Annotated in this window: 12 protein-coding genes; 6 read left to right on the forward strand and 6 right to left on the reverse strand. The window is 47.8% G+C overall.

The genetic code is table 11. From position 1 onward, the window contains the following. Positions 1 to 85: 85 nt before the first annotated feature. Entirely contained in the window at positions 86 to 451 is a 366-nt protein-coding gene (locus PGW97_RS25220) for a GFA family protein (RefSeq protein ID WP_443147141.1), read from the forward strand. Between the two features lie 162 nt (positions 452 to 613). Here PGW97_RS25220 and PGW97_RS21840 read toward each other — a convergent pair whose 3' ends face one another. Beyond that, a complete protein-coding gene (locus tag PGW97_RS21840) occupies positions 614 to 2989 on the reverse strand; it encodes a Lon protease family protein (protein WP_273859814.1) in 2376 nt (791 codons plus the stop codon). Positions 2990 to 3365: 376 nt separating this feature from the next. Between PGW97_RS21840 and PGW97_RS21845 the strand changes: the two genes are divergently transcribed. Further along, positions 3366 to 3881, forward strand: a complete 516-nt coding sequence (locus PGW97_RS21845) for a GNAT family N-acetyltransferase (protein ID WP_273859815.1) — start codon at positions 3366 to 3368, stop codon at positions 3879 to 3881. Positions 3882 to 4185: 304 nt separating this feature from the next. Continuing rightward, positions 4186 to 4911, forward strand: a complete 726-nt coding sequence (locus tag PGW97_RS21850; protein WP_273859816.1) for a UTRA domain-containing protein — start codon at positions 4186 to 4188, stop codon at positions 4909 to 4911. Positions 4912 to 5055: 144 nt separating this feature from the next. Here the strand turns inward: PGW97_RS21850 and PGW97_RS21855 are convergent, their stop codons facing one another. The 3 genes from PGW97_RS21855 to PGW97_RS21865 form a co-directional block, all read right to left on the reverse strand. Continuing rightward, positions 5056 to 5445, reverse strand: coding sequence for a hypothetical protein (locus PGW97_RS21855; protein ID WP_053061886.1), 390 nt, complete (start codon positions 5443 to 5445; stop codon positions 5056 to 5058). A gap of 97 nt (positions 5446 to 5542) precedes the next feature. Then, positions 5543 to 5965: a GFA family protein gene (locus PGW97_RS21860; RefSeq protein WP_217391688.1), complete on the reverse strand. Its 423-nt coding sequence runs from the start codon at positions 5963 to 5965 to the stop codon at positions 5543 to 5545. A 385-nt stretch (positions 5966 to 6350) separates the two neighbouring features. After that, entirely contained in the window at positions 6351 to 9680 is a 3330-nt protein-coding gene (locus PGW97_RS21865) for an ImpA family metalloprotease (protein ID WP_273859817.1), read from the reverse strand. Between the two features lie 211 nt (positions 9681 to 9891). Between PGW97_RS21865 and PGW97_RS21870 the strand changes: the two genes are divergently transcribed. Then, entirely contained in the window at positions 9892 to 10386 is a 495-nt protein-coding gene (locus PGW97_RS21870; RefSeq protein ID WP_273859818.1) for a hypothetical protein, read from the forward strand. A gap of 347 nt (positions 10387 to 10733) precedes the next feature. Beyond that, entirely contained in the window at positions 10734 to 11681 is a 948-nt protein-coding gene (locus PGW97_RS21875) for a CorA family divalent cation transporter (RefSeq protein WP_047886069.1), read from the forward strand. On the opposite strand, the gene PGW97_RS21880 is transcribed toward PGW97_RS21875, so the two are convergent. Beyond that, positions 11674 to 12276 (reverse strand): GNAT family N-acetyltransferase, encoded by a 603-nt coding sequence (locus PGW97_RS21880; RefSeq protein WP_273859819.1) that lies wholly within the window; start codon positions 12274 to 12276, stop codon positions 11674 to 11676. The two genes, PGW97_RS21875 and PGW97_RS21880, sit on opposite strands and share 8 nt — an antisense overlap. A 41-nt stretch (positions 12277 to 12317) precedes the next feature. Next, positions 12318 to 12533: a TIGR02450 family Trp-rich protein gene (locus PGW97_RS21885; protein WP_047886070.1), complete on the reverse strand. Its 216-nt coding sequence runs from the start codon at positions 12531 to 12533 to the stop codon at positions 12318 to 12320. A 154-nt stretch (positions 12534 to 12687) separates the two neighbouring features. Between PGW97_RS21885 and PGW97_RS21890 the strand changes: the two genes are divergently transcribed. Continuing rightward, entirely contained in the window at positions 12688 to 13641 is a 954-nt protein-coding gene (locus PGW97_RS21890; RefSeq protein WP_273859820.1) for a hypothetical protein, read from the forward strand. The last annotated feature ends 44 nt before the right edge of the window (positions 13642 to 13685 follow it).

The following is a 13685-nucleotide window of genomic DNA, read 5'->3' on the forward strand; positions in this document are numbered from 1 at the left end:
TTTCTAATACTTATTTATCATGGGTGTTTAGACAGGAGGCAATTTGGTTCGTATAGCATATAAGGGTTCCTGTTTGTGCGGCGATGTGCAATTTGAAATAACGGGTAGCTTTCAGTCATTTTATCTTTGCTACTGTCAACATTGCCGGAAAGACACAGGCTCAGGGCATGCATCCAACTTATTTTCCAATACTGCCACGTTGAACTGGTTGCAAGGTGCTGACTCAACAACGACCTTTCAGCTGCCAGATACGCAACATATAAAGTGCTTTTGCCGTAGATGTGGCTCAGCGTTACCCTATCAATCTGAAACATTGGGCATTGTGGTTCCGGCGGGATGCCTTGACACAAATGTTGAGCTTCGGCCCACAGCGGCTATTTTTACCAGCAGTAAACCTGGCTGGGCGGCACATCTTGATGATTTACCGAGTTTTGACCTGTTTCCGTCTTAGAAATCTGAGCATAAAAGCTTATCATTTAACACTATTCAATTAACGCTATTCATAAATAGTCTTAGCTATCTGGCGGAAAGAAACATTAAAAAAGGTTCTGGATCACCTCCAGAACCTTTTCGTTTCATCTCACTCAGAGAAAGTCAGTGACGTACCAAAGGATCAACGTCTCAGAGCATTCAGTTTCATCTGTGCCTGCCCCAACACCGACTCGACCGGATAGGTGCCATCCAACGATGCCTGCCCCGCCTGTTTCCCGGTCATGATTTCAATAGCGTCAGTCACATGGCTGATTGCCCAAATATGGAACTCGCCTTTCTCTACAGCCTCAACCACATCCTTACGCAGCATTAAATTGTGCGCGTTCGACTGCGGAATAATGACGCCTTGTGCGGCATGTCGCCCTTTAATGGTACAAACATCAAAGAAGCCCTCAATCTTCTCATTTACGCCGCCAATTGGCTGAGCCTGACCAAACTGGTTCATCGAGCCGGTAATCGCCACATCCTGACGAAGCGGGATTTGCGAGTATGCTGACACAATTGCACACAGTTCTGCCATTGAGGCACTGTCACCGTCTACCCCACCATAAGACTGCTCAAACGTAAGGTGAGTCGTCAACGGCACCCGGCTGCTGCGGCCAAAAATAGAGGCCAGGTAAGCAGAGAGAATCATGACGCCTTTGGAGTGGATCCGCCCGCCAAGATCGACACTGCGTTCAATATCAAACACCCCGCCTTCACCGTAGGAGGTTGTTGCCGTGATCCGATTCGGTGCACCAAACTGATAGTCAGAGGTAGAAATAACAGACAAACCATTAATTTGCCCGACAACTGCCCCTTCCGTGTCAATCAGGGTGGTACCGTTGGTAAACGTCTGCATTACATGATCTTTAAGACGACTTACCCGCTTTTCCTGACTGTGCAACGCCTGTTCAACATGGTTCGCACGAATCATGGTGGCATTCGACGACTTCGCCGCATAGTTAGATTCGCGCAGCAGATTAGCAATATCTGCAGAATGCAGTGACAGTTTATTCTGATCATCCGCCTGACGAGAGCTGTACTCGATGATTCGGGCAATCGCTTTACGATCACAATGCAGCATGTTGTTGTCATTCACAATGCTGGAAATGAACTTCGCATATTGCGCTTCAGATTCATCAGTACGGCACATCTCATCTTCAAAATCCGCCGTGACCCGAAACAGTTCACTGAATTCCGGATCATAATGCTGCAGCAACTGGTAAGTCTGATAATCGCCGAACAGAATAATTTTTACCGACAGTGGAATAGGCTCAGGATCCAGAGAGATTGTACCGGACAATGTCACCTCTTTTTCCAACGAACTGACACTCAATTTACGCGAACGCAGCGCCCGTTTCAGGCCATCCCATACATACGGACGTTCCAGTACTTTTACTGCGTCCATCAGCAATACCCCACCATTTGCGCGGTGCAGACTGCCAGAGCGAATCAATGAAAAGTCCGTAAAAATGGTGCCTTTGTATGTCGCATTTTCCACATAACCAAAAATCGAGTGATAGTTCGGACTCTCTTCCACCACAATCGGGAATTTAGTTTCTGTATCATTCGCCACCAGCACATTCACCTGATAGCGCCGCGGCATTTTCTTATCCAGCGTTGCATACGCCAGTGCCACATCTTCCTCACTCTCTTCCAGGAAGATATCGAGGTTTTCCAGAATATCCTTACGCATCGCCTTGAGGTAGTTTTTCACCTCCGGTAAGGATTTGTATTCAATCAGCAAATCATGAATAAAGTGAGACACCACTTCCAGTGCGATTTCTTCATTTAGCTTTTGCATTTTCTCAGAGAAATCTTCTTCCAGTTCCGTCAGCTCTCGAACAATACTTCGCAGCTTTTTCTCCAGCGCGTTGATCGTGTCTTCAAACACCTTTTGCTCTTTATCTGACAGCTGGGCAAATGATTCTTCGGTATGCGGCTCTTCACCGTTCAGCGCAACCAGCTGGTATTCACCGGCCATAGTCACGGTCAGGCTGATACTGTGTTCCTTGGCTTCCTGAGTCAGGGCCAGCAATGCACCTTGTTGTTTCTGATCAAGCTGGTTTTTCAGCTTTTCAGAACGGCTATAGTACACCTCATTGTCGAATGCGAGCGGCAAAGCTTTTACCAGCTTGGTCATCATTTTTTCGACATCTTTTTTGAACTGCGTACCACGGCCAGCCGGCATCTTCAGGACTTTAGGATTGCGTGATTCTTCAAAGTTGGCGACATAACACCAATCATGCTGCGGATGACCGCTGCCGTTAGGATCGTGGCGATTGAGGTAACGCAGCACCATCGTACGCTTGCCCAGACCATTGCGCCCAATCGCGTAAATGTTGTAGCCCTTCTCCTTAATGGACATGGCAAACTCAACCGCTTGCTGCGCACGTTCCTGCCCGACTATCTCGTCCAGCGGCGTTAAATTCTTGGTCGACTTACAATCTTCAGGTAAGCCATGTAATTCTGATGCCCGATACAGTTTGTCACTGCTCAGTGTTTTAATTGTCATATGGCTCCCTCCATTACATTCTTTTCAATCAGTGTAGACAGCTAATTATTATTTTTTAGTGACTTAAACGACGTTTAGCAGGCAAAAATGCATCCCCGACCATCTAACCGCTGAAAAAACAACCAATAATTATGCAGTTTCCCTCTCTTTTATGATTGTTTTTTCAACTTACAGATGCCCGAAAACTGATCGGAGCCTGACTGTCTGCATGACCATTCTTTAAATAAGGTTTAATACACAACAATCATCGAGACACAAATTTAACGCCAAGATCAGAGACAAAGTCTTACTTTATTCCTGTCATTCGCTATGATAAATCCGCCTGGCGATTTCGCCATTTTGTTTCTGTGAATTAACTTTCGTGAAGAGGGAATCGATGCGCTTAGATGAGTTTACTGAACAGAATTTTGACCAACTCATTCAATGGATCAATTCAGAAGAATTAAATTATTTATGGGGCGGTCCAAACTATACATTCCCGCTGACCCATCAAAAAATCCGCCAGCATTGTAGCAAACAAGATGTTTTTCCTTTTCTGTGTACACTCAAAGGGCAAAACGTTGGCTTTGTGGAATTAATCAAAAAGACTGATCACCATTTTCGTATCTGCCGGGTATTCATCGCTCATCAATACCGCGGGCAAGGATTGTCGGCAAAAATGCTTAACCAACTCATAGCAAAGGCCAGAACAGAATTCAATGCAACGCACCTGAGTCTGGCTGTCTTTGAACATAATAAAGCCGCCAAACATTGTTATGAATCCTTGGGGTTCAAAACCGTATCCATTGAAAAAGGAACCCGATCATTTCGAGGTGAAAATTGGGATCTTGTCTTGATGGATAAGGCGCTGACGCAGAAAACATCTAAAGAAAATGCCTTAAAGGAAACATGACGTCAGAGTTGATTGTAATAACGGATTTTAAATGCGGTTAAGTTATGAGTGAGCGGCATCACCCCGAAAATAACGCAGGGTTCAATATAAATGTTGTCATACAACTGACATCCCTTCGTTACATTAAGCAGGTATAAGTAAGTCCCAATTTACGAATGAATAAAACGCTCTGGACTAGTCCACACACGCTTTTCTGCAGACACATTCGATTCCACGGTCTTTACAGCCGCACCACGGCTTCCTTTATGCGATGACCTTCCTGACTAAAGACAAAACCTTACCCTGAGCCACGCACGGAGACATGATGAAAATAAACGGCACGTCACAACTGGCCACGATTCGGGATACCTTAACGCAGCAAATCGACAGTGGTTTCTTCGCGGCAAGTGCTAAGCTGCCTTCGGAACGAGAGCTCAGCGATATATTCGAAACCAGCCGTATCACCGTCAAAGATGCACTGATGGCGCTTGAAGCCGAGGGTCGCATTTACCGGGAGGAACGACGCGGCTGGTTTGTGGCATCGTCAGAACGTCTTCGCTATAACCCGCTTAGCCGTTCTCACTTTCATAAGATGGTAACGGAACAAAACCGGGATGCCCGAACCGAGTTGCTTTCTGTCAGTTCATCCCCTGCTAACCAAGAGCTGATGACCGCGATGGAACTGAACGGGCTGACAAAAATTCACCATGTCCACCGGCTCCGTTTTCTCGACAATAGGCCGGTGCTGTATGTTGAAAACTGCCTGATTGCCAGCCACTTTCCCGATGTTCTGAATGAAGACCTGACCCGCTCACTGACTGAACTCTATCGGGAGCGATATGGCTATACGACCTGCCGTTCGCGATTTGACGTCTTCCCCACGGCTGCCAAAGGTATTGTTGCCAAAAAGCTGAACCTGGCCGAAGGGCAAATGGTACTGAAGATACGCCGTATCAACTACAACCAGCATGGCACAATCATTGACTGTGAATATGAGCATTGGCGCCATGACGCGGTCGCGATTTATATAGATAGCGAGTTTTACAGATAACAGATCACAAATGAAAACGCCCGGCTGATACCGGGCGTTGTTCATGCTGACGTTGTCTGTAGAGGCTGTCTGAAAAGACTGTTTCTAAAGAGCGATTTAAATAAGCTGTCTTTAAGAGATACCTTAAAAGAACGAGCTAAAAAATTATCTTGGGCGGTTTACGTACTCGTAATTGTCGCCACGTTTTTTGTAATAATGATTATCAATAATTGCGTAAGTGGCTCCGGCTATAATTGCAAATGTCGCAATTTCCGGTAAACGACTACGGTGATAGTGATAATGTCGTGGACGCTCTTTTACCACAATAACATCACGATGACGGTAGTGATCATGGTGACTATGATGGTAATTATGGTGGTGTTTTTTATGGTGCTTGTGGTGATGATTTCCTTTCGCCATCGCCTCACCAGGAACCGCTAAACCGAATGTCAGAATCATTGTGGCCAGCATACCGCCTTTCAGCACTGAGCGACCTGCAGAGCTGGATTTGCTCGGGTCATGCTGGCTCCGGTTGATAGTAAACCAAGGTTTCATACGACTACTCCTAACGTTATAACGATAGGATAGCGGCCCTAGTGAAAAACAATGTTTGCCCAATGTAAAACTACGTCAGGATTCTGCAAAATTTCCCTTAATTCGGGGCGAACTTGGCGAAAACTTCGGCTTCCGTCATGACCTCAGTTTCATTGCTAAATGTGTAATATTGCGGTTTTTTGTCGATGAAGATCTGATGATCCATGACAAGTTCCGGCTCTTGGTCTAATAACCCGGCAGACAAAATATGCTGACCATTTGCCTTCAATTTGTAAAAAAGGTGGGTACCACACTCCTTACAAAAAGCACGTTCTGCCCACTCTGACGAGGAATAACGGGTGATATACTCTTCTCCGGTGAGAGAAACATCCTGCCCGCCATCAACCGCCAGTAACGGACCACCGCCCCACTTACGGCACATACCACAATGACAAGCACCGACATGCAGTGTACCACTGCGCGTTGCAACCCCGACGTTTCCACACAAACAGCGGCCGCTCAGGTGTGTTTTTCCTTCCATTATCCTTTCTCCATCTGGTTCAACGGAGCTGGCTAGCTCCGAGAAAAAACGGGTGAATAGACAGTTAGCCTTGTCTTCCTATTCAGACATTTTAGCAGCATTTACTAATCAACTCGTGCCCACAAACCCTGTTTTGCAAATCCAGTTTTACAACAATGGCTAACATGTGTTGCCAGTATTCTGTTGCTCGCCAATATGAGTACGACTGTCTATTTACTCATACGTTCCCAGTTTTTGACTTGCCGCTACTTCCTTCCCGCGGATTAAAATCTGGTGCTTCTGCTACCCGACTCACTCTGCCTATCATTCGGTACAACATTACACAAAAAAGCCGGAAGAACACTTCCGGCTTTTTTCAAAATTTACAGACAGCTGAGGTACATTATCATAATTGACATTGCGTCGGAGATGACAGGTCACGCGGCCAGCGTGTTGTTCCGTCGGTAATGTTCAGCGGCAAAAACTCCAGGTCTGCGCTCATCCCTGCCGATGGCAGATCGGTTTCCAGCACGTACATTCCCGGTGTGACCGCCCCAGATTTCGCATTCAACGCAACCTGTGAGGCCGCCAGACTGCTGTAGCGCAAGCCGAACATGTCAAAATATGGCCGCCAATCCTGATCGGTCAGTTGACTCAGGGCCACCAGCATGAAGTCATTACCCGGTATCTCCTGCACCGTCTTATTACCGTAGGTCAGATGCCCCGAATACGGGAACAGACTGAATCCGAGGCGTTCACGGTTGGCCAGCCAGTCATTTTCGTTACCGGCAAACTGACCAAAAATACGGCTGTGCTGGTAGAGCAAAGTAAAGACATGGAAGCCGTTATCCAGACGGGCACCGCCTGTCAGCAATTGCTTATCAAGCCGCAGTGCCATCTGAATGTAGAAAGCCATCCGGTAGCCATTGTGAACGGCATAATCATTGCTTTGCCAAGGTACAGTGAACCGATCCGCTCCACTGTCCATGACTTGACAACGGCTATCCACAACCACTCGCTCACCCTGGGTATTCGTGACACCAGCAGCATCAGACATGAACACATAAAACAGGTCTTTATGATTCATGTGGCCATCAGTGATTGTCGTACTTTGCCCATCACGCTCGTAATGCGTTTTCCACTTCACGAAATAAGGAAAAATGTTGTTGGAGTTTTCACCGGCACGGGAACCATACTCCGACCAGGTATCACGATTTCCCTCAGTCACATAGTGCACATTGAGACGCTTGGTTTGCAGATTATGGCCGAGTTCATGGTTGTCACCCCAGCCGGTCGGATCAATCTCCCAAGCAGCATCCCACGGGTTGCCGCTACACCCACTGCCACAGTGCGCGTTCTGATCGTAGTTGGCATGCTGAATAATGGTGCGAGTATGCATTTTAGTGTCATAGCAATCATCGCGGCCAAACAGGGCTTCACAGTTCATACGTACGTCAACAGGTAACGACTGCTCCAATGTTTTCCCCTGTACCTTGTACCCTGCCAGTGTATAAACGGCATTGAGGTGATCTTCCTCAATCGCTTTGAGTAAGTCATCAACGGTTGGCATCTGGCCGCCCAAGGCATCAAGAAAACGATCTCGACGTAAATGCTGCTCTGCACCATCAGTACGCAGATCAACGTGCGGCAGTTCAGTCGTATTCAGCGTGTCATTGAAGCGGGCAATTTCGTGCGGATCACTGAAATCCATGATCGTCGGATGCTGTGCGACACCTTGCGCTGCAATTGTGACACTGACCGGAGAAGCCGAGCCTTCCAGATACAGGTAGACCGGACCACCGTAAGGTGTAGAAAAGGTGACAGTTTCACCGGCAGCAATGGACAGACGCTGCTGTGCCAGTTCTAGCGGACCACGGTACACTTTCTGCTGGTAAGCACGATTTGTATTGCTGCGGTGATAATTCAGCTTAATGCTGGCAGTAGCAGAAGAATTGTCCTGACGGGTCAGGGTAATTGTCTGCCCCGGCAGCGCGTACCAGCCTGTGGTTGTCCACTGTTTCGTATAAGGTACCGAAAAAGTTCGTTGGGTATTCACGACTGCAGGGTAGCGGTAATGAGCATTTGCACCTTTTACAACCTGACTTTTATCGGTGACAAACTCTCCCAGATCCGGTTGCGCCAGGTTATGGGCCCGTTTGTAGCTGACCACCCAGTCAGCGAACATTGCCTGTTGCCAGGCTCCCTGCTCTGACTGGTCAATCGGGTAATCAATCGATGCACGGTACTTATCGGCCAACAACAGCCCGGCACTGATCAACCGAAACTCGTCTTTGGAAAACGCATCCAGGCCATAGCTGTCCATGGCAGAGACCGACTGACGGTACCAGTCTGCTGCAGTTTTAAATGCCTGATTGAAGGCCACGTCATCACAGTACAGGAAGTTTTTGTTACAGCTATCCAGTACCGAGATATCAAACGCGCCCTGCTCCAGTCGCGGTAACAGTTCAGAGACTGCGCGAAGAGTTGCCGGCAGTGATTTTTGCTCTTCAACTGACGCGTTGGCCGCATGGTGCTCGCTCCAGTAATTCCCTTCCCCGGCAAGGCCCATGTAGCTGTATAGCGGCGAAGCCATCGGGCTAGCAAAGCGTTCATGGTTCACCACGATAATCGGGATCTGCCGCTGCTTGGCCTTTTCTATCGCCGCAGCCACGCCTGCGTAACCCCTGCCGTCCCGATCAATATCGCTGAAAATGATCATATCCGGTTGCTGGGTATCAATGCAGGCTGACAGCGCTTCATATTCGCAGCTGTTAGGCGTATTTATCGTGTGGTTATTCGGGTAAAACTCATTCAGCCATTTACGGATGTTCTCATTGTGCGGAAAGTACCAGCTGTCAGCACGGCTCGAAACGTGGCTGGTTATCACTTTCAACGGTTCGGTAGTCATTTCATTGCGACGAGTCAGCCAAACGACCAAATTATTCAGTAACGTATCGGTTTGCGCATTCCGGTCAACCGAAAACATGTTGCCAGCCATTGCCATATAGCGATGACCATTTTGCTCACCCGCATAAATCAGCCCTTTCGCTGAGGGCCTACCGGCTTCATTCTGCGTTGATCGCAATACTTCGACGTTAGACTCCGGCAGGAAAGAAGTGAAAGTAATACTGTCATGTGTCGGATGCCAAGAGATGGTGTCGCCGACACCTTGGTAAAACTGTGGAATCAGTGACGCCTGACGAGCCGTCGCAAGCTTTAGCTGGTCAAGGCTGTATTCAATCAATGCATCTGCCGATGCCAGCGTATGATCTTCCTGGGAAATCGCCTGTTCAACCAGCGATGTCAGTGAAGGGGGGATTTCACAATCACCGGCAATTGCACCGGTCACATACTGCTGGCTATCCGGTTGCCACTGACCGTTGCAGCCTGCAATACCATTCAGTTTGTAGCCTTCATCAACAGCAACATCAAACGTGTAGCGTTCTCCCGCTTTCGCCTTTACTAATTCCGGCGTGATAGTGACCTTATCAGACACCTTTACCGAGATCAGATAAGAGGGCTCTGGAGTGGTATCCGGATCAGGTGTAGTCTCAGGTTCTGATGGCGTTTCCGGCTGAATATCGCCCTGATTTTCTGACTCGTTACCGTTCTGAACAATTCCACCCGTTTCTTTATCCGTTGTCACCGGCTCGTCTCCACCCCCGCCACCACATGCGGCCAGAGGAGTCAGCGCCCCGAGAAGTAACAACTGCTTTATTGCCAACCTCAGTTGCATATTTGCTCCTGTATTTATAGTTATTTACTGTTTGATCAATATCACTGCTAATAGTGATGATTAGCCGTAATAAGTCAAAAAATTCAGGAGATTACTGGCTTAAGATAACAATTTTATGCTTTAACTAGACTGCCATTTAATTTGTCAGGCCCTCATGCCGCGTCCTGCCCTTTCATTCCTTGAAAGGCAATGGTAGATTATCCGCAAACATATGAAACTTATTTCAATTTTATTATCTGATTGGGAATCGGTTCAGGAGAGCAATATGCTAAAACCAATACGGTTAATAAAGCGGTCGAAACTTGCAACTACTGCCTTGCTGGCCAATGGGATACTGGCATCAGGTACCACCATAACGTCGGTTGCCATAATGGCTTCAAGCGCCGTGCAGGCCAATGAAATTACCCAAACACAGCAACTTTTTGAACGTCAGATTCAAGCTCTTATGACCAGTGACTACCAGCAATTTACTGACCAGACCACGCCTGAATTTAAAAAAGCGTTGGCAGAGTCCCGCTTCAACATGCTGACTAAAACCTACGGAAAAAAACTGACCGGCGGTTATCAGGTGGAATACCAAGGTGTGACTGAACAAAAAGGTTACGACGTATATTCCTGGAAAGTTTCTTATTTTCAAGGTGGCGCGAGCAATCAGTACCGCATAGTATTGGAAGGGGAAACACTGGCCGGATTCTGGATTCAGTAGCAGCCTGATGAACCGGGTTGATTCCAGCCGGTTGCACAATCAGGCTGGGGCACGCCGAATCTGAATTAACATTATTCAGCTCATACCCATGAGCTGTATCGGTTTTATTTCTCTGTTTTATCTATTACTCCCCATGCAATTCCCCGATGTTTATCTTCGTCTTCCGTGTTAAACCATTAACAAATGATTTTGCTAACCTGCTGTTATATGGTTAATTACGCAAATATATGGTTAATTACAAAAAGTCCGGTTTGATAACAACCTGAAGCCACAAACAATAATCCATCAAATATACCAAGCCATGTTGACCGTCAGTCATTGCGCCGCCACACTGCAAGGGAAGAACTATGAAAGACTTTATCATTGCGAGTTGGGACTTTACCCAATCGACACCCTCCCCGAATCAGGATGATTCCCCACAGCTCAAGCCCGGTATCTGGTTTCACTGTCAGCGTGACCACCCCGATTTGCCCGCCTGGCTGACCAGCTTACAAATTCCCGTGCCTCTTGTGCATACTTTGCTGGCCAATGACACCCGCCCTCGTTTTGAGAAAATCGACGAGGACGTCTTCTTAATCATCGTACGTGGTATCAATTTAAATCAGGATGCTAAACCCGACGATATGCTGAGCCTGCGCTTTTTATGGTACAAAGGCATGCTGATCAGCACCCGAAAAGTCTCATCCCGTGCGGTTTCTATGGTATTGGATCTGCTGAAGGCCGGCAGCGGACCGAAGACCTTACCGGCCATTCTGAGCACCTTGCTGCTGGAAGTGCACCAGCTGATTGCCAACTTTCTGGATCCGATTGAAGACACAATTGATGAACTGGATGTTCTGAACATCGGCAATGCGAAAAAGGAAGCCGAAAACCTGAACCACAATTTACACCGCTTGCAACGGATCCGGCGCTACCTGAAACCTCAGCAGTACGCGCTGCAGGATCTGCTCAATGCCAAGCTACCTTGCCTGCATGAACAGCGGTTGATCATGAAAAACTGCAACGACGTGGCTCAGCGTACCCTGGAATCGGTGGAGTTTTACATTGAGCAAATCAACGGATTCTTTATCGCCCTGTCACAGCACCAGTCAGAGCGCATGAACAAAAACACCTACCTGTTTTCAGTCGTCGCCGGGATTTTCCTGCCTGCGGGTTTCCTGACAGGATTACTGGGGGTCAACATTGCCGGTATGCCTGGCACGGAAAATCCTTATGCCTTCCTGTGGTTCACATTAGGTCTTATGGGCACTATTGCGCTCGAGGTACTCGTGCTGCGAATGCTGAAATTTATCTGAAACCGTCTGTTTTCAGATTGTGATAGTCCGCCTGTGATAAACCGTAGTACAGGCGGTCATCAAACCCGTTTTCCAGCTTGTAATACGCCGGAGAACAGCCTTCCTTAAAATACCCGCATTTTTCCAGAGTTTTATAGGAACCGATATTTCGGCTGTAACAATCAGCTGCCAGCTTGTGTGCACCGAGTGCTTCAAAGCCCAGCGTAGTTAGAAAATGACACAGCGCGGTCGCAATCCCTTTCCCCCAGGCGTATTCCGGCAGTTGATAACCAACGTCATAATTGCCTTCCAACATCAGGACTTGCGCCAGACCGCCCATGCCCATGAACCGCCCTTGCTGATCGCGCACAATCACTGTCGGGCTTTCCGGCCAGGTTGCCGTTGCAATGGATTCCTCGGTATCCGTAATCATCGATTCAAAATAAGCCCGGTAGACTTCTTCTGGTGCCGGTGCGAAAAACAGATACTCCGCAACGTTCGGGTTATCCAACATCGCAATCAGGTCATTCACGTCATCACTACGGATAAGGCGGACTGTATATTCAGTACCGAGGGGAATTGTTCTTCCCTGTTTGAGCAAAGTAAAGGGGCTCATCGTCTACACTTCCATTCTGACCCGCCTTCAGTAAAAACGGGCTATTTCCATCCAATTAACCACTGGCTGCTGTCTTTCAGTTCCCGCCAGTTGATTTCACACATACGGTGGTTCATCACAGCCTGAATTACGCAGCGCGTCACCTTTTGGTGCTCATCAAATTCCACGTCAATCACCATGAAGTGGCGCTCTTTGTCACTGACTTCCACCTTGGTCCATTTGCTGCCATACAAGGCTTTAGGGTGAATACGGTTCATCGCTGTTTCCTCTCATCACTGACATCGCCATACACATCAATACAAAAACGACAATGCCGAGCCATTACAATCCACCTCAATTGCTAGGTGTTTTTTAAATCTCTGTTGCAATCGCTCATCCTATTCTTATACGCATATTTTTCAGAGCAATGTCATGAACAAAACCGTTATCGCACTTTCTCTTGCTATTTCACTTACAGCCTGCGGCGGCGGGGGCTCCGGTCAGCCGTCTGAGCCGGGAAAAATCACACCACCGCCTCCAGTCAAACCGGAAGCCACCATCGATGTCGCCTTCAAGGACGCCACCTTCGACGCGGCGACACTGGCTTCTTTACAGTACCGGGTGAGCGAGTACAGTTCGGCGTTTCCACCGCAGTCCACTGACACTACAAAGCCAGATAATACCATATTTTTCAAAGAGGTATATCGCAAGCTAGCGGCTGATGAGGTAGCAGGCATTGGCGTGTTAAACGAGCTGGAAAATCAGGGGCTCGGGACCGATTTGTTTGAAATGACCAGCATTGATTACAGCGACGCCGGACTGACACAAGAAAAGGAACGTGACACTCATTTTGGGGCCCGAATTGAAAATGGTCGCTTCCTGACATTCCTGGACAATACCTCTTTATTCCGCCAGCCTTGGGCCCTGCCGGAGTTTCCTGCCACCAGCGAAGCCGCAAAACAACTGGCTGAAAGTGGTCGCGAAGTGTTCCACATGGATCTCAGCGCAATGACCCGAGCAGAAATCATTGATTTTATGGAAGATAAAGAGATTGATAACAGTGAAACCGCCGCTATTAATACTTGTTCAACGCTCGATGTGACCCGCACTCTGCAAGTTGAGAACAACAGTACAGAGGTCGTGATGGTGAATGGTAAAGGCATCGAGACGATGAAAATGCATGTTATCGACCGGATTGAAGGCAAATGTCGACTTTTTGATGGCGATGAGATCGAATTTGGTCAGTTTGCCAATGACAATCTCGAAGGCATGGCCATCTGGGTCCACCCAGCCATCGGAATTGTTAAAGCCGTAGAAACTAACGCCAGCCGTCAGCAATCGGCAGTACTGGAACTCACTGGTTATACTCTTAACAACGCATTCTAAGATTCTGATTTCAAGATTGTTTGAATTCTATCTTCGCATAACCT

Origin of the sequence: Photobacterium sp. GSS17 (assembly GCF_028621875.1) — a bacterium.
GTDB classification, from domain to species: domain Bacteria; phylum Pseudomonadota; class Gammaproteobacteria; order Enterobacterales; family Vibrionaceae; genus Photobacterium; species Photobacterium ganghwense.